The organism is Pseudomonas sp. p106 (assembly GCF_003936645.1).
GTDB lineage: Bacteria > Pseudomonadota > Gammaproteobacteria > Pseudomonadales > Pseudomonadaceae > Aquipseudomonas > Aquipseudomonas putida_E.
Map to the genome: position 1 here is coordinate 107,301 of NZ_RHQR01000006.1, position 18,101 is coordinate 125,401.

At 63.2% G+C, this 18,101-nt stretch carries 11 protein-coding genes; 7 read left to right on the plus strand and 4 right to left on the minus strand.

All coding sequences use genetic code 11. The features are described 5' to 3' along the window. Positions 1 to 95 precede the first annotated feature (95 nt). The 4 genes from wecB to EGJ09_RS09855 are packed head-to-tail and all read left to right on the plus strand — an operon-like array spanning position 96 to position 7,259. Positions 96 to 1,250 (plus strand): non-hydrolyzing UDP-N-acetylglucosamine 2-epimerase, encoded by a 1,155-nt coding sequence (wecB, locus tag EGJ09_RS09840; protein WP_125923713.1) that lies wholly within the window; start codon positions 96 to 98, stop codon positions 1,248 to 1,250. Then, a complete protein-coding gene (nrfB, locus tag EGJ09_RS09845) occupies positions 1,247 to 3,421 on the plus strand; it encodes a cyclic di-3',5'-guanylate-activated glycosyltransferase NrfB (protein ID WP_046785976.1) in 2,175 nt (724 codons plus the stop codon). Before wecB ends, nrfB begins: the two co-directional genes overlap by 4 nt. Then, on the plus strand, positions 3,418 to 6,420 hold the full coding sequence (locus EGJ09_RS09850; RefSeq protein ID WP_125923714.1) for a phage receptor: 3,003 nt from the start codon (positions 3,418 to 3,420) through the stop codon (positions 6,418 to 6,420). The genes nrfB and EGJ09_RS09850 overlap by 4 nt, the downstream gene beginning before the upstream one ends. Further along, the gene (locus tag EGJ09_RS09855) at positions 6,420 to 7,259 is read left to right on the plus strand and encodes a DUF4434 family protein (RefSeq protein ID WP_125923715.1); all 840 of its coding nucleotides are present in this window, start codon (positions 6,420 to 6,422) and stop codon (positions 7,257 to 7,259) included. Before EGJ09_RS09850 ends, EGJ09_RS09855 begins: the two co-directional genes overlap by 1 nt. A gap of 121 nt (positions 7,260 to 7,380) precedes the next feature. Here the strand turns inward: EGJ09_RS09855 and EGJ09_RS09860 are convergent, their stop codons facing one another. After that, positions 7,381 to 8,679 carry an ATP-binding protein gene (locus EGJ09_RS09860; RefSeq protein WP_046785973.1) on the minus strand — a complete coding sequence of 433 codons (1,299 nt, stop codon included), beginning with the start codon at positions 8,677 to 8,679 and terminating at the stop codon, positions 7,381 to 7,383. A 6-nt stretch (positions 8,680 to 8,685) separates the two neighbouring features. Continuing rightward, on the minus strand, positions 8,686 to 9,387 hold the full coding sequence (locus EGJ09_RS09865; protein ID WP_039601547.1) for a response regulator transcription factor: 702 nt from the start codon (positions 9,385 to 9,387) through the stop codon (positions 8,686 to 8,688). Positions 9,388 to 9,560: 173 nt separating this feature from the next. On the opposite strand from EGJ09_RS09865, the gene EGJ09_RS09870 reads away from it, so the two are divergent. Beyond that, the gene (locus EGJ09_RS09870) at positions 9,561 to 10,736 is read left to right on the plus strand and encodes an efflux RND transporter periplasmic adaptor subunit (protein ID WP_046785972.1); all 1,176 of its coding nucleotides are present in this window, start codon (positions 9,561 to 9,563) and stop codon (positions 10,734 to 10,736) included. Positions 10,737 to 10,747: 11 nt separating this feature from the next. Beyond that, the gene (locus EGJ09_RS09875; protein ID WP_125923716.1) at positions 10,748 to 13,876 is read left to right on the plus strand and encodes an efflux RND transporter permease subunit; all 3,129 of its coding nucleotides are present in this window, start codon (positions 10,748 to 10,750) and stop codon (positions 13,874 to 13,876) included. Between the two features lie 59 nt (positions 13,877 to 13,935). Here EGJ09_RS09875 and EGJ09_RS09880 read toward each other — a convergent pair whose 3' ends face one another. Further along, positions 13,936 to 14,286 (minus strand): HU family DNA-binding protein, encoded by a 351-nt coding sequence (locus EGJ09_RS09880; protein ID WP_115274596.1) that lies wholly within the window; start codon positions 14,284 to 14,286, stop codon positions 13,936 to 13,938. 122 nt (positions 14,287 to 14,408) lie between these two features. On the opposite strand from EGJ09_RS09880, the gene mobA reads away from it, so the two are divergent. Next, entirely contained in the window at positions 14,409 to 14,984 is a 576-nt protein-coding gene (gene mobA, locus EGJ09_RS09885) for a molybdenum cofactor guanylyltransferase MobA (protein WP_125923717.1), read from the plus strand. A 63-nt stretch (positions 14,985 to 15,047) separates the two neighbouring features. Here mobA and EGJ09_RS09890 read toward each other — a convergent pair whose 3' ends face one another. Next, complete coding sequence (locus tag EGJ09_RS09890) at positions 15,048 to 17,996, minus strand: M66 family metalloprotease (RefSeq protein WP_125923718.1); 2,949 nt, start codon at positions 17,994 to 17,996, stop codon at positions 15,048 to 15,050. Positions 17,997 to 18,101 lie beyond the last annotated feature (105 nt).

Below are 18,101 nucleotides of genomic sequence, written 5' to 3' on the forward strand. Positions count from 1 at the left end.
TTGGACAACCCGGCACCTGACTGCTTGTATCTACCCATTGCAAGTGGCGCGAGGTCGTACACCTTCGTCCAGGGAATCGTACGAGGAACAACACGATGGCCAACACCGTCATGATGGTATTCGGTACCCGCCCAGAAGCGATCAAGATGGCCCCACTGGCCAGGGTCCTGCGTGAGTGGCCCGACATCGACCTGCACATCTGTTCCACCGGCCAGCACCGCGAGATGCTTGAACAAGTGCTGACCGCCTTTGGCCTGAGCGTCGATCAGGACCTCAAGGTAATGACCCAGAATCAGACCCTGAACGGCCTTGCCCGTGACCTGCTGGACTCGATCGACAAGGCCTATGAACGGGTCAGGCCAGAGATCGTGCTGGTCCACGGCGACACCACCACCAGTTTCATCGCCGGCCTTGCCGCCTTCCACCGGCACATCCCCATCGGCCACGTCGAGGCCGGGCTGCGCACCGGCAACCTGCAGCAACCCTGGCCTGAGGAAGCCAACCGGCGCCTGACCGGGGTGATCGCCGACCTGCACTTTGCGCCCACCACCAAGGCCCGCGACAACCTGCTGCGCGAAGGCGTGCCGCTGGAACAGATCGAGGTCACCGGCAACACCGTCATCGACGCCCTGCTGTGGATGCGCGAATACCTGATGGAAACCGCGTGGCAGCCCGCCGCCGACTCACCCCTGCACAAACTGCACGACGATCAGCGCATGGTGTTGATCACCGGCCATCGTCGGGAAAACTTCGGCGCCGGTTTCGAACGTATCTGCCTGGCCCTGGCCGAACTGGCACTGCGCTACCCCGATGTGCAGTTCGTCTACCCCGTTCACCTCAACCCGCAAGTGCAGAAAGCGGTCTACGGCCTGCTCTCGGGGCGTGACAACATCCACCTGATAGCCCCGCAGGACTATCAGCACTTCGTATGGCTGATGAACCGCGCCCACATCATCCTCACCGACTCCGGTGGCATCCAGGAAGAAGCCCCGGCACTGGGCAAGCCGGTGCTGGTGCTGCGCAAGGTCACCGAACGGCCGTCGGTGCTCGAAGGCGGCACGGTGAAGCTGGTCGGCACGCAGACCGAGCGCATCGTCAAGGAAACCAGCCAATTGCTGGACGATGGCCAGGCCTACGCGCGCATGGCCCGCGTATTCACCCCCTTTGGTGACGGCCACGCCAGCGAAATCATCGCCGAGCGCCTGAGCCGCTGGTTCGAGGAAAGCGTAACCAAACGGGATGACGCATGAGCCTGGCTTTCATCGATTTCGTTACTTACGTACTGTTTGGCCTCAAGATCCTGGCGATCATCCTCGCCGCACTGATGTTCCTGCTCGGCCTGGACGACCTGTTCATCGACCTGTGCTACTGGTGCCGCAAGCTGTTCCGCCATTTGCGTATCTATGACAAGTACGCCAGGGCCGACGAGAAGCGCCTGTTCGAGGTGCCGGAAAAACCCCTGGCGATCATGGTCCCGGCTTGGAACGAAGTGGGCGTGGTGGGTGAAATGGCGCGCCTGGCGGCCTCGACCATCGACTACGAAAACTACCAGATCTTTGTCGGCACCTACCCCAACGACCCGCAAACCCAGGCCGACGTCGATGCCGTGTGCCTGCACTACCCCAACGTGCACAAGGTGGTCTGCGCCCGCCCCGGCCCCACCAGCAAGGCTGACTGCCTGAACAACATCATCGATGCCATCCTGCGCTTCCAGGACGACGCACGTATCGAGTTCGCAGGCTTCATCCTGCATGACGCCGAGGACGTTATCTCGCCCATGGAGCTGAGGCTGTTCAACTACCTGCTGCCCGCCAAGGACATGATCCAGATCCCGGTGTACCCCTATGCGCCGGAGTGGAAAGGCTTCACCGCCGGGCACTACGTGGACGAGTTCGCCGAGAACCACGGCAAGGACGTCATCGTCCGCGAAGCGCTGACCGGCCAGGTGCCCAGTGCCGGTGTCGGCACCTGTTTCAGCCGCCGCGCCATCAGCGCCCTGCTCGAAGACGGTGACGGCATCGCCTTCGACGTGCAGAGCCTGACCGAGGATTACGACATCGGCTTTCGCCTGAAGCAAAAGGGCATGAAGTGCATTTTTGCCCGCTACTCGGTCACCGACCCTGCACTGGCCCTCAAGCACGAGTGGCGCCCCGGCATGAGCCGCGAGTTCGCCCAGGTGATCTGCGTGCGCGAGCACTTCCCGCGTGACTGGCAGCATGCCATCCGGCAAAAGTCCCGGTGGATCGTCGGCATCGTGTTCCAGGGCACCAGCAACCTGGGCTGGAGCCGAACAGGTGCGCTCAACTACTTCCTCTGGCGGGACCGCCGGGGCTTGTTCGCCTACCTGCTGGGTTTTTTGGTCAACCTGTTGCTGCTGGTGCTGCTGGCCATGTGGCTGGTTACGGTGATTGCGCCGCAGTCCTGGCGCTTCATGTCGATCCTCAGCGACAGCCAACTGCTGACCACACTGCTCTGGCTCAACGGCCTGATGCTGATCAACCGCCTGTTCCAGCGCGGCTGGTTCGTCACCCGCTATTACGGCATCGGCGAGGGGCTGCTGTCGGCCCCCCGGATGATGTGGAGCAACTTCGTCAACTTCTTTGCCAACCTGCGCGCCCTGCGCCAAGTGATGGAGATGGGCGATTCACGCCGGGTGGCCTGGGACAAGACCACCCACGAGTTCCCCGCCATCGCCTCACCGGCCCGCACTCCGCTGGGCCACCGCCTTGTCGCCAAAGGCTACATCAGCGAAGCGCAGCTCGAACAGGCCATCACCAGCCCGGTGCGGCGGCGCCTGGGCCGCGAGCTGCTGCTGCGTGGCTGGCTGACCAGCGAACAGCTGGTGCAGACCCTGGCCGAGCAACTCGACCTGCCATGGGCACCGCTCAACCCGTTCAAACTCGACCCGCAACTGATCGCCCTGCTGCCGCGCCGGCTGGCTACGCACTACGGCGTGCTGCCGGTGGCCGAAGACGGCAATACGCTGGTGCTGGCCAGCGAGAGCCCGGTCAGCCAGGTCTCGCTGGGGGTGATCAGCCGCCAGCTCAAACGCCCGGTCAGCTGCCGCCTGGCCCCCCAAGGCCGGGTGACCCTGGGCCTGCGCTACCACTACCCCAGCCCCTGGCAGACAGACCAGACCCGGCAGATGCTCGACGTGCTCGAACGGCACCAGGACAACGCCGAACTGATCGAGCAGGTGAGTATCCACCAGGTCATGCTCGGTGCGTTGCTGCAGGTGCGCGGCATGGTCCCGGTGACCCTGTTCAACCAGGCCCTGATCGATTTTGATCCCGAGCGGCAGAGCCTTGGCGAACACCTGATCGCGCGCGGCATCATCACCGAGCTCGTGTTGCAACAGGCGCTCGAAGAACAGGCCAGCGAACAGCAGGCCGCCTTTGACCTGATCAGGGAGGTGGCATGAAGCCGCGCGTTACCCTCACACTCACCGGCCTGTTGTTGTGCACCACCGCCCTGCCTGCCCTGGCCGCGCCCATGACCGATTTCCAGCGGTTCACCAGCTACCCGTTCATGGAGCGCGGTTACCGCGAAGCAAAAAAGGACAATTGGGCCGAAGTCGAGCGCCTGACCCGCCATGTACTCGGGCGGGTGCCGAACAACGACGAAGCGCGCGCGCTGCTGGTCGAGGCCCTGGCCCACCAGCGCCGCTACAAGGAAGCAGAAGCACTGGCCGAGCAGCTTGGCAGCGGCACGGAGCATGCCGACGCCCTGCTTGAACTGCGCCTGACCTGGATCGAGCAGGACCCACCCGCGGCCAGCCAGGTGGAGGGCTGGTTGGCCACAGCTGACGGCGCACACCGGGTACGCCTGTGGCAGGCCTACAGCCTGAGCCTGGCCAAATTCGGCGGCGCCGGCAGGGCCCTGGACTGGCTGAACCAATTGCCACCACGCGGCGATGGCCAGGTGCTGCGCCTGGCCAGGGCCAATTTCGCCGAACAACTGCGCAACTGGAACGCCACCATCGATCAGCTGCAGCCTCTGGCCGACAAGGGGCAATTGCCGGTGGATGCCTGGCAGCGCCTGGCCAACGCCTACGTCCAGCAGGTCGATGAAAAAGGCCTGACCCGATTGCTGCAAAGCGCGCCTTCCCCCGAGATGGCCACCCAGACCCGGCTGGCCATGGCCAACCGCGCCATCGCAATGGGCTACAGCAAGCAGGCCCAGCGCTGGCTGCAAACGCTGCCCACCGAGCAGTTGCAACAGCCCGAACAGCGCCAGCAGCTCTGGGAGCTGGCCCGCGAAGGCAACGATGCGCCGCTGCTCAGGCGCCTGAGCAACGAGCTGCAGCGGCCCTGCCTGGAGACGGTCGACTGGCTTTCACGGCACGACCCGAACATTGCCCGCGAACAGTTCAAGGACTGCTCTGCAGGCGCCGAACCACGCGCTTACGCAATACTCAAGCAGCGCCTTTACGGCGACCCGGCAGCGCCGCCACAACCGCGCACGGCCGCCGAGTGGGAGCACCGTTACCGGCGCACGGGCGAGCTGGCCGCGCTTGAGCAAGCGACCTTCCTGCTGGTGCGCCAAGGCCACGACGAGCGCGCCCGAACCTTGTTGGAACAGGCCTACGACCGGCGCCAGGGACGGCTGACACCCTCACTGCTGCAGCGCCTGGGCAATCTTTATGCTCGCCAGGACGGCCAGCTGGACAGCCGCAGAATGCTCAGCCTGATCCCCCAGGTGGATGCCGATAGCCGTGCCCAACTGCTCGGCCGCTTGGCCGAGGCCGGGCAATGCGACACCGTGCGCCAGGCCGTGCCGGCAAGCCCCAGCGAAGCCGGGCAATACCGTGCACTGGGGCGCTGCGCCATGCCTGAACAGCCGGGTGAAGCGGTGGTCTATTACCAGGCCGCCGAGCGCCTGGGCGACAGTGCCAACCGCCTGCCACTGGCCTATGCCCTGGAAGCTGCAGGTGACTCTGCCGCAGCCCTGCCCATCTGGCGCAGCCTGCCGGACAGCGCCTGGAACGACAACGCCCGCCTGACCGCCGCCGCCGGCGCGCTGAACGCGGGCGACCCGCAAGCCGCCCGCCGCTACTGGGACGCCGCTGCGCACACCCGCGCTGATGACTGGGCACTGGGCGCCGCCATCGCCCAGCGCCAGGGTGACCTGCAGGCCGCCCTTGGCTTTCAGCGCCAGGCACTGGCACACAACCCGCGCGCCGACCACTACTACGCAGCCGCCAACACCGCACAACAGGCCGGCGACAGCGCCCAGAGCACTGCCTGGCTGGCCGAAGCGGTGCGCCTGGCCCCCGACCAGCCACGCTATGGCGCCGACTACGGCATGCGCCTGGCCAGCTCGCCAGACAAGACCGACCGCCGCCAGGCGATCCCGTATCTGCAGCGCGCCACCCGCGATTTCCCCGAGGACTACCGCCTCGGCGAAACCCTGGCCGTGCGCTACGACGAAGCCGAAGACAGTGCCTCGGCGCGCCGCGAGCTGCGCCGGGTGATCGATGTGGAGCAGGACCTGGTCGACGGCGATGATGAATACGGCAGCCTCGATGCCCGTAAATACCGCCAGCGGCGCGCCCACGAAACCTTGGCGCGGCGTGACACCGTGACACTGGCCAGCACCTGGTCGCCAGCCGGCATCTCGACCAACGACAGGTTCCTCGACGACGGCGTGCGCAGCGGCAGCTCGCGCCGGGCACAGTCGCAGAACGTGCAACTGGCCATGTGGGACCATGCCTTGGGCGAAGAGCCCAGCCGCAATGGCAGCACGCTGTCGGTGTACGGCCGCGTGCTGTTCGGCGGCCAAAGCCGTAGCGACTACGCGCAAAGCATGGGCACCGGTGTCGGCCTGCGTTACAAACCGATAGGCCAGGCCAACCTCAACCTGTACGCCGAGCTCTACCATCAACGGCAGATCGACACCGAGCACTACAGCGGCCTGAGCCTGGGTGAGCTGCTCAGCCCGGCCAAGGTCGGTGGCAACTGGGGTGACCTGCGCCACAACGCCGAGTCGAGCAACGACCTGCTGCTGCGCGCCACTGCCTCGTTTCTCGACCAAGGCGACTGGCGCAACGACTGGCGGGTAGACGAGGACGACTGGAACGAGCGCTTCCTCTACCTCGACGCGGCCTGGTGGACCCGTGCCGGTGACCACGCCTGGCTGTCCCGTTACCAGCAGGGCCATGCCTGGAAATTGCCCGGCACTTCGCCGCAAACCCTGATGCCCTATGGCTTCTTCGAGTATTCCAGCCAGGACCCCAGCAACGACTGGCGCCAGGATGCCCGCGCCGGCGTGGGCGTGCGCTGGCAATGGTGGTTCGACGATGACCGCTACAACGCCTACCGCAGCTCGCTGAAAGTACGCGCCGAGTATCAGCAGTCGTTGGGTGGCAACCTTTACCAGCGCGCCAATGGTGTGCTGGTCGGCGCGGAGATGAACTTCTGATGCGTACCTTTCTGGCCATCTGCCTGTTTGCGTTGAGCCTGCCGGCTGTGGCCGACCAGCGCCTGTTCTATCAACCGCTGAACCGCGACGCCAGCGTCAGCCCCGCCCAATGGCAGCAACTGTGGCGTACCACCGTGGCCCAGGGCGGCAAGACCGTGATCGTGCAGTGGAGCGCCTATGGCGACAGCGATTTCGGTGGTGCCCAAGGCTGGCTGGCCAACAGCTTGCGCGAGGCGCATGCCCAAGGCCTGCAGCTGGTGCTCGGGCTGTACATGGACCCGGCCTATTATCAGCGCATCGAAGCACTCGACGGTGATGGGCTGAGCAGCTACTGGAAAGCCCAGCTGGGCAGGTCCCTGAGCCAGTACCGGCAGGTGCGCCAGCACTGGCAAATAGAGGTGGCTGGCTGGTACCTGCCGATGGAGCTGGACGACCTGCACTTTCGCGACACGGCCCGTCGTCAGGCGCTGTACAGCCAGTTGCAGGCGTTCAGCCGGCAGTTGGACAAACCGCTACACATCAGTGCCTTCAGTGCCGGCAAGCTGGCGCCGCGGGTCAACGGCGCCTGGCTGGACCAGCTCGCAGGCCTGGGCGTGAGCGTCTGGTGGCAGGACGGCGCCGGCACCGGACGGCTGCCGGCGCTGGTGCGCCAAAGCTATGAACAGGCCTTGCCTTGCCGCGTGGGCGTGGTGCGTGAAGCATTTCGCCAGGTGAGTGGGCCGGGGCAGGCTTTCAAGGCGCAGGCTGCGCAACCGAAGCTGACCGGCGGATGCCATGCCGAGGCGGTGTTTGCCCTGCGCTACCGGCCTTGGGCGCGGGGTGTTCTGACGCAGAATTGATACTGTCTGCACCGGCCTCATCGCCGGCGAAGCCGGCCCACAAGTACCCCGCTGCTCTCAAGCTCAGCGCAAACCCAGTGGCCGGCTTGCCGGCGATCATCGGCGAAGCCGGTGCCATGGACTAACCTGCTGGCAAGCGAATCATGAACTGTGCACCACCCAAGGCCGACTGCGCCACCGTCAGCGAGCCACCCTGCCCCTCGATGGCTCGCCGACTGATCGCCAACCCCAGGCCAAACCCGCCGGTATTGCGATCACGGCTGCGGTCCAAGCGGTAGAACGGCTGGAAGATGCGCTCACGCTCTTCGACCGGAATGCCGATACCGTCATCCTCTACCGTCAACAGGCAAGCACCGCTCTCTTCCAGACGCAAACGCAGCAGCAGGCTCTGATCGCAATAGCGCATGCCATTGCGCACCAGGTTCTGCACCGCGCGGGCCGTCAGGCGCGGGTCAAGCACGAAGCGCGGCAGAGAACCTTCGGCGCGTACCTCCCACTCAATGCCACGGCTGTCGAGCTCTTCGGCAAAGCCGCCGAGCACACTGTCGACCAGCTCAAGCAACGACACCTCGACCCGCTCACGGGCTTGGTCGGCGTTGTACAGCCGGCTGTAGGACAGCAGTTCGAGCACCAGTTCGTCCAGCTCGCGCACGTGCCCGACCAGCTCCAGCAGGCGCTTGCGGCTGGTGGGCGGCACTTCGTCGAACAACAGCACCAGGCCGAAGTCCAGGCGAGTGAGCGGCGTGCGCAACTCATGGGACACGGCGTTGAGCAGCTCACGCTGCTGATTGACGTGGCGCTCCAGGTCGCCGGCCATGGTGTCGAATACACCGGCCAGTTCACCGATGTTCGAATGCGGGGAAATGTGCGTACGCTCGGCCATCTGCCCCTGGCCCAGACGCCTGGCCGTTTCCTTGAGCCGCTCAAGGTCGCGCCAGTGCGGCCACACCCACAACAGCAGGCAGCCAAGCATGGCGGCGCCGATCAGCACAGTCACGCCCCAAGACAGCACGTTGATGTCCAGCGGGTCCGGTGGCGAGTGCAGGCTCACCAGCCAGCCCTCTTCCAGCGGCGCCAGCACCGTTTCGTAATAGCCCCACTCGCCGATGCGCACTGCGTACAGGCCATGCGCCAGACGCGCCTGCTCCGGCGCGCTCAAGCTGGCCTGATCGGTACGCAACAGGGTCACCTGCAGCGGCGCGAACGCCTCGGCCAGCTCCTGTTCCACCGCAGGCCATTGCTCGCGCGGGGCCTGGCGGAACTGGCGCACGATCAGTGACTGCACGCCTTTGGCCTGGTCCAGGTTGTAGGCCACGAAGCGGTCATGGAACAGGCCGACGATGGCGTCAGGAATCAACAGCAGCGCACCGGCGTAGGCGACGATGATCACCAGGTAAAGGCGCACCAGAATCTTCAGCATATCGCTTCAGCACTCCCATTCGACGCGGCTGAACAGGTAACCCTTGCCCCACACGGTCTTGATCTTGCGCGCTTCGCCGGCACTGTCATCGAATTTGCGCCGCAGCTTGGAAATGGCCACATCCACCGAGCGGTCGGTGCCGTTGAACTCGATACCGCGCAGTTGCTGAAGGATGCGGTCACGGCTCAGCACTTCCCCGGCGTTGCGCGCCAGCACCACCAGCAGGTTGTATTCACCGCTGGACAGTTCCACCTCTTCGCCGCGCCAACAGACCAGGCGCTCGGCCAGGTCGATGCGCAAGCCACCGATCAGGATCTGCTCACTGTCCAGCCGCGGCTCATGGACGCTGCTGCGGCGCAGCAAGGTTCGCACCCGCGCCAGCAGCACCCGCGGCTCACACGGCTTGGTGACGTAGTCGTCGGCGCCCATCTCCAGTCCCAGTACCTGGTCGTGGCTGTCGTCGCGGGCCGTCAGCATCAGGATCGGCAGGCTTTGGGATTCCTGGCGCAGCAGGCGGCACACCTGCAGGCCGTCGATACCCGGTAGCATCAGGTCAAGGATGACCAGGTCGGGTTTGTCTTGCCGGAACGCGTCCAGCACATGGTCGCCCCGGGCGATCACCCGCACATGGAAGTCGTTGCGTTGCAGATAGCTGGCAATCAATTCAGACAGGGCGCTGTCGTCTTCTACCAGAAGAATGTTTGGCATAGGGCTTGGTACGAGCTGAGGGAGGCCAATACAGGCATGTAGCGGCAAGAATATAGAATCCCCACCTGTGCAGGATTTTTCTTCACACTTTTTCACACACGTCCTACAGGTATTAACAGGCACCCGTGCCCTGCCTGCCTTAGCATACGGCCGGTCATCATCGGAAGATCCGTATGCCTATCATCCTTATCCATCGCCTGCGCCCCGTGGCGCTCGTGGCGCTTCTGGCCCTGTCCGTTGCCGGGTGCAACGACACCGAAGAGCAGGACGCCAAGCCCCCCGTACCCCAGGTCCGGGTAGAAACCCTGCAGCTCCAGCCCCTGGCCATCAGCACGGAACTCAGCGGGCGCCTTCTCGCCCCGCGTACCGCAGAGGTGCGCGCGCGGGTGGCGGGCGTGGTGCTCAAGCGGGTCTACCGCGAAGGCAGCGACGTCAAGCAAGGCGACGTGCTGTTCCTGATCGACCCGGCACCGTTCAAGGCCGACCACGATAGCGCCCGCGCCACACTGGCCAAGGCCCAGGCCAACCTGTACCAGGCCCGCTTGCAGGAGCAACGCTACCGCGAACTGGTCGACGACAAGGCCGTCAGCCGCCAGGAGTACGACAATGCCCGCGCGGCGTTCCTTCAGGCCGACGCCGAAGTGGCCGCTGCCAAGGCAGCGCTTGAACGGGCGCGCCTGAACCTGGGCTACGCCACGGTTACCGCACCGATCTCCGGGCGCATCGGCCGCGCCCTGGTCACCGAAGGCGCGCTGGTGGGGCAGAACGAGACCACGCCACTGGCGACCATCCAGCAACTGGACCCGATCCACGCCGACGTCACCCAGTCGACCCGCGAGCTCAACACCCTGCGCCGTGCGCTGCGTGCTGGCGAGTTGCAGCAGGCAGGCAATGGGGAGGCAAGCGCCACGTTGATCCAGGATGACGGCAGTGCCTACCCGTTGCCCGGCAAACTGCTGTTCTCGGACATCAGCGTGGACCCAAGCACCAACCAGATCACCCTGCGCAGCGAGTTCCCCAACCCTGACCTGGACCTGCTGCCCGGCAGCTACGTGCGCGTGCGCCTGGAGCAGGCCGTACAGCCCAAAGGCATCAGCGTACCGCAGCGCGCCATCCTGCGTGACAGCGCCGGGGTGCCGAAGGTGCTGGTGGTCGACGCGCAGGCACGCATCAGCGAGCGCCAGGTGGTACTGGGCAACGCCCAAAGCGACCGCTGGATCGTCAGTGAAGGCCTGGCCGCCGGCGAGCGTGTGGTCATCGAGGGCCTGCAACACGTCAAGGCCGGTGACCAGGTCCAGGTCGACACTGCCCAGGGCAGCCAACCCATCGCCCAGCACAACGGCCAGTGAGGGCCTGACCCATGCCGCAATTCTTCATCGACCGCCCGGTATTCGCCTGGGTGGTCGCGCTGTTCATCCTGCTGGCCGGCGCCCTGGCCATCCCGCAACTGCCGGTGGCCCAGTACCCCAACGTAGCCCCGCCGCAGGTGGAAATCTATGCCGTGTACCCGGGGGCGTCCGCAGCCACCATGGACGAGAGCGTGGTCAGCCTGATCGAGCAGGAGCTCAACGGCGCCGACAACCTGCTGTACTTCGAGTCGCAGAGCAGCCTGGGCAGCGCCACCATTACCGCCACCTTCGAGCCGGGGACCCACCCGGACCTGGCCCAGGTCGACGTGCAGAACCGCCTCAAGGTGGTCGAGTCGCGCTTGCCGCGCCCGGTGACCCAACAGGGCCTGCAGGTGGAAAAAGTGTCCACCGGTTTTCTGCTGCTCGGCACCCTGACCTCTGAAGACGGCAGCCTCGATGAAACCGCCCTGTCGGACATCCTTGCCCGCAACGTGATGAACGAAATCCGCCGCCTCAAGGGCGTCGGCAAAGCCCAGCTGTACGGTTCCGAGCGTGCCATGCGGATCTGGATCGACCCGGGCAAGCTGATCGGTTTCAGCCTCACACCCAACGATGTGGCCAACGCCATCGCCGCACAGAACGCCCAGGTGGCGCCCGGCAGCATCGGCGACCTGCCTGCCCGCAGCACCCAGGAAATCACCGCCAATGTGGTGGTCAAGGGCCAGCTGAGCACCCCGGAAGAATTTGCCGCCATTGTGCTGCGGGCCAACCCCGACGGCTCGACGGTGACCATCGGCGATGTGGCGCGGGTCGAGATCGGCGCCCAGGAATACCAGTACGGCACACGCCTGAACGGCAAGCCGGCCAGCGCCTTCAGCGTGCAGCTGGCGCCGGGCGCCAACGCCATGGAAACCGCCACCCTGGTACGGGCGAAGATGCAAGAGCTGTCGGTTTATTTCCCGGAGGGAGTCAAGTACGACATCCCCTATGACACATCACCGTTCGTCAAGGTCTCCATCCAGCAGGTCATCAGCACCCTGTTCGAAGCCATGCTGCTGGTGTTCGCCGTGATGTTCCTGTTCCTGCAGAACCTGCGCTATACGCTGATCCCGACCCTGGTGGTGCCGGTGGCGCTGATGGGTACCTTCGCCGTGATGCTGGCGCTGGGCTTCTCGGTCAACGTGCTGACACTGTTCGGCATGGTCCTGGCCATCGGCATCCTGGTCGACGATGCCATCGTGGTGGTGGAGAACGTCGAGCGGATCATGGCCGAGGAAGGCTTGCCGCCGAAGGAAGCAACGCGCAAGGCGATGGGCCAGATCAGCGGCGCCATCATCGGTATCACCCTGGTGCTGGTGGCGGTGTTCCTGCCCATGGCCTTCATGAAAGGCTCTGTCGGGGTGATCTACCAGCAGTTCTCGCTGTCTATGGCGGTTTCGATCCTGTTCTCGGCGTTTCTGGCCCTGAGCCTGACCCCTGCCCTGTGCGCCACCCTGCTCAAGCCGCTGGCCAAGGGCGAACACCACGAACGCAAGGGTTTCTTCGGCTGGTTCAACCGCAGTTTCGAACGCATGAGCAACGGCTATGAGCGCTGGGTGGTGCAGGCTCTCAAGCGCAGCGGCCGCTACCTGCTGGTGTATGGCGTGCTGCTGGCGGTGCTCGGCTACGGCTTCAGCCAGTTGCCCACGGCGTTCCTGCCCACTGAAGACCAGGGCTACACCATCACCGACATCCAGCTGCCACCAGGTGCCAGCCGCATGCGTACCGAGCAGGTAGCCGCACAGATCGAGGCGCACAATGCCCAGGAGCCCGGGGTGGGCAACACCACGGTGATCCTCGGTTTCAGCTTCTCCGGGAGCGGGCAGAATGCGGCGCTGACCTTCACCACCCTGAAGGACTGGTCCGAGCGTGGCGCCGACGACAGCGCCCAGTCGATTGCCGACCGCGCCAGCGCCGCATTTTCCCGGATCCGCGATGCGGTAGCGTTCTCTGTGCTGCCGCCTCCCATCGACGGGCTGGGGGAGTCCACCGGTTTCGAGTTCCGCCTGCAGGACCGCGGTGGCATGGGCCATGCCGCGCTGATGGCGGCGCGTGACGAACTGCTGGCCGGCGCCGGGAAAAGCAAGGTCTTGGTGAACGTGCGCGAAGCTTCGCTGGCCGAAAGCCCGCAGGTACAGCTGGAAATCGACCGCCGCCAAGCCAATGCATTGGGCATATCGTTCGCCGACATTGGCGCGGTGCTGGACACCGCCGTGGGCTCCAACTACGTCAACGACTTCCCCAACCAGGGCCGCATGCAGCGGGTGGTGGTGCAGGCCGAAGGCGACCAGCGCAGCCAGGTCGAGGACCTGCTGAAGATCCACGTGCGCAACAGCAGCGGCAAGATGGTGCCATTAGGCGCCTTCGTACAGGCCAAATGGGTCAGTGGCCCGGTGCAACTGACCCGCTACAACGGCTACCCGGCCGTGTCGATTTCCGGTGAGCCGGCGGCCGGCTACAGCTCGGGCGAGGCCATGGCCGAAGTCGAGCGTCTGGTCGCGCAATTGCCGGCCGGGGCCGGCCTGGAATGGACCGGCCTGTCGCTGCAGGAGCGCCTGTCCGGCAGCCAGGCACCGCTGTTGATGGCGCTGTCTCTGCTGGTGGTGTTCCTCTGCCTGGCGGCGCTGTACGAAAGCTGGTCGATCCCCACTGCAGTGCTGCTGGTGGTACCGCTCGGCGTGCTTGGCGCAGTGCTGGCGGTGACCCTGCGCGGCATGCCCAACGATGTGTTCTTCAAGGTCGGCCTGATCACCCTGATAGGCTTGTCGGCGAAGAACGCCATCCTCATCATCGAATTCGCCAAAAGCCTGGTGGACCAGGGCGTGGATGCCGTCGACGCCGCCGTGCAGGCCGCCCGCCTGCGCCTGCGGCCGATCGTGATGACCTCGCTGGCATTCATCCTCGGCGTGGTGCCACTGGCCATCGCCACCGGCGCCAGTTCGGCGAGCCAGCAGGCGATTGGCACCGGGGTGATCGGCGGGATGCTCAGCGCCACATTGGCGGTGGTGTTCGTGCCGGTGTTTTTTGTGGTGGTGATGCGTTTAGGCCGAACTCGCCAAGAACCGGCCGAGGGCAAGTTGACAAACGTCGAGAATCTGTGAGGCCAGTGGGGCTGCATTGCCAGCCCCCTTTGCCCCCCTCCACTGGGCGGTGCAGGCGGCTATTGACTGTCCTGATCCTGTCCCATCACGGCGTCTTTCAACCCTTTACCAGGCTTGAATTTGACAACGGTGGCCTGCTTGATCTGGATCTCTTTACCCGTTCTTGGATCACGCCCCTTGCGCACTTGCCGTACATCGGTTGTGAAAGACCCAAATCCAACCAGCCTGACCTCCCTTTTCTTGACCAATGACTCGGTAATGGCTTCGATCAGCGCTTCGACAACATTGCCAGCCTCGACCTTGGTAAGGTCAGCCTTGAGTGCTACGTCCGCTATCAATTCACTTTTGTTCAAGTCTTTGCTCCTTGGCGTACCTGAATGGGCCTGTGCGTTGCCTGCCACTGATACCATTGAATGAAGATCGACCAATCAGCACAACTGGCAAAAATGCCAGGTCGCCGCTTACCGCCCAGCCTGGACAATTGCACTGCACCGTGGGAGGGTTCGCTGCCCTACGTTCAGGAACCGGCCCAATGACCAAACCCCTACCGCCCTTCACCACGTTGATCCTCGCCGGTGGCCGTGGCCAGCGCATGGGTGGCCGTGACAAGGGGCTGGTTCTCTGGCGCGGCGAGCCGCTGGTGGCGCATGTGCAGCGCGTGGTGCGGCCCCTCTGCGACGATGTGGTGATCTCCTGCAATCGCAACCACAACGTTTATCGTCCGTTCTCCGATCAGCTGGTCTGCGATGCAGAAGCGGACTTCCCAGGCCCGTTGGCTGGGGTGATTGCCGGCCTGACAGCGGCGAGGCATGCGTGGGTGGTGGTGCTGGCATGCGATGCACCGCTGATCGACCCCCACTTGATCGAAGATTTGCTGCAGTTGGCAGTGGCCAATGACAGTGCGGTCATGGCGCGTCAGGGTGGGTATTGGCAGCCGATGTTCAGCGTGCTGCCGCGCAGGCTGCTGCCGTTGCTCAGGCAGGCCTGGGCGGATGGAGAGAGGAGCCTGCAAAAGGCCCTGCTGCACGCGCCGATCGAGGGGTTGGAATACCCCGTGGGTGACCCACGCTTGAGCAACTTCAATAGCCCAGATCTGCTGCAGGACTAGGCCAGGTCGCTTGAGCCGGCGATGCGCAAGCGACCTGGTTGCTATCTACACTGCGCACACGCCTCATTCACCATTGATCGTGTAAACCAGTTCCTCCTGGGGGGGCTCCAGAGTACGCGTGAACAGCGTTTCACCCCGATACACAAGCTGCACTTTCTCGGGCCGATCAGAAGTATCGAGATTGACATGGAATTTGTTCATCACATTCGCCTGCAGACGGATGCCGGGCAGATTGTAGCGCCGCACCCCAGCTACCGTGACTACCCAAAGCTGCCAGCCAGGGTTTGCGGATGCACCACTGTCATCCTCGTAGACGAAGCCGTAGGCACCATGCAAAGCGGGATAAATATAGTGTGGTAACTCACGCTGCGGGTCGTAGTAACCCACCAGCGTAGTGATGGGTACACCGAACTTTTGCGGCACGCGCTCAACACTCACATCCTCTGCATGGGTGTACTCACGCCAGGCTCCCCCCTCAGACATATACAGTCTCAGGGAGCCTTGGGAGAGCGGCAAAATCAGGCCATTGATATGAAGCTGCGTCTGGTACGCGGCCCCCTGATCAATGCTGATAACCCGGCGCTCGTTCAACTCAGAGGCAGGAGGCACGTGGATGGCAGGCCCCCAGTCCCCATCGCGCATCACGACATTGAGCACGGCGAAACCGGCCAACAGGCTCTGGAGGTTAGCCTGACTCAAGTCATTGTTTGGCACAGTGATTCGCGCCATGCTCGTGTCTAACAGGATCGTCTCTGTCCAGGTTGCCCCGTTCGAGCGATAGCTCTTGAAAAACCCTCGCCCGATGTTCAACGTCTGACCATTGATGGACAGTTGGCTATTGTAACCGGCGTCATGATTGAAGGTGATCACGCAGTTGGCATTGGAGGATGCAGCACGCGGAACTTCAATACGCGGCGCCCAGTTTCCATCCTCCATTTCGACCCTCACCACGGTATTGAGGTCGAACAAGGCCGACAGGGCAGCGTCGCTCAAGTCGTTGTTGGGAGCTGTTAGTTGGGGGCGTAAGTCAACTCTGTGAGCGTAAGGTTCCATGCCTTGAGCAAGGGCACTCCAGCGGCGGAAGCCTGTCGCTGAATCAGACGCAAAAACTGCCTTTCCCTCAAAGAATTCCTGAGTGATTGCCGCGGTATGAGGCGTGTGCAACGTGAAACGGTTCAAATGGGACATCGGTGCGCCGCCCGCCATCGGGTCGAGACCGAAGGCATGGCCATGAAAAGGCGCCTGGCACTGATCCTCGACGCAGGTGGGTTCTTGCGTAATGTTCGCCCGGAAGTTGGGTATGAACTGACCAAGGCGCATGTCCCAGCCCCACGTCGCGTTCAAAGCCTGCGCGGGGCGATGTACGGAGCCGCCGAACCCGCCAGGGTAATGGCCCAGTCCGTAATTATGCCCAACCTCGTGACTGAACTCATTGCCCAGTGAGTCATCCAGCGTGACGATGCCTCCCCCTCCCGACCCGCCGTGCACCTGAATACCATTCACGTATCTCCCTTGGCTATTGTGTGCGGTGAGCTGTGCTGCAACATAGGGGCTCTGCTCGCCCTCCCCGGGCGTACTGTGGAGCCCATAGTTAGCGTTATTGATGCCTAGAGATATCAGCTCCTTACCGATCCTTTGTCGCATTGTGCCGCTATGCCAACCACCCTCGCTTGGGTCAAAGTCAGTCAATAATTGCCCATCTGGCAACATGACTTCCGGCAAGTGCAGAGATTGATAGTTGCTTACGATCATCCGGGCCACGGGAATGGTTTGGAAATATTCAGTGTGGGCATCCGGTTCGTTTGCAAACGCGTACTCGTCACGTGGCGGCGTGAGCATGCCAATATCGATGGTATGAATCAGCAACTCAGTACGCCCGCCCACCGCTACGCTGCCCAGTGTCCCAAGCAGATCTCCAGCGCTGAAACGCATTGATGTACCGGGGTTCAACCATGCGCCTGGAATTTCGATACTCCAGGTATTTTCCGAATAGACCAGCATTCGATTTGCCCATTCGTGATCACTGATCCATTGCCCAGCAGCGAAGATGAATTGGCATTCTTCCCCTTTGGAGACAACGACTGAGCGACCGCTATAGAACACAGTCGAACTGTAGCCAGCCGCTGAGTTGAAGCTCACCCGCTGCCCGCAAACCACTTCTTGTGTGGGTAAATAAATATCACTCACCCAACTCCCATCGCCCGTCTGAATCACCACCCAATCGTGCGACCTCAACGTTGCCTTCAAATAAGTAGCTGCGGGATCATCAAGGCGATCCAACTCGCTGCTGCTATTGATGACATAGGGGTCCTCTGGCGGGAGGGAAAAGTCAAGATCACCCGCATCGCTTGCGACACTGTACACCGTCTCAGGTAAATCATAGGGGCTGTTCATTTGCAGCACCCCTGATAAACGGCCGTCTCTATCGACAACGCTGACCTCAAGGCTTTCAATCCGGTCTTTCAATGCTCCTAACGGTTTTACCAAGAGCAATGCTGTGCGCCCTGCCACCAGATGGGGCTGCTCGTCCCCGACACTGGGCGTCACAGGAACAATCTGACTCTGAGCAAACTTTACATGGGCTGCCAATGAGCCCTGCAAATGATTGGTGTTGCCGCAGGTATCAAAAACCACGCTGGCTTTATAAATCACCACCCCGCCATCAGGCCTGCTCTCCAGATAAAACCTCTGGGCTCTGTCCTTCTGCGCATGGGCTTTGGCTGCTGCCCCTGCATCCGTCATTTCGAGTACGGCGGGATAGTTCATTGAATGCAGCGTGTACGTACCATCGTCGTATGCTTGCAACTCAAAGCTTTGCCATGCATTCCCACCATAGGGCGACACCCAGACGTCGTCCTCCGACATCGTGAGTGCTGCGTCATACCGCAGAGCACGGATACCTATTGATCCATCGTTCTGCGGCACCACCCGGAAATGTTGAGAAATATCTCCTGTGTAAGGTTCTACATAAAGGCAGTCATCCCGCATTGTCAGAGCCAGTACTGTTTCCATGTAACCCCCTTCAGCGTGTCATTTATTCAACTATGGGCGCCCTTTGCTGTTGGCCGATACTGGCAAAATTGCCAGGCTGTGCTGCGCAATACAGGCCCTCTGCGC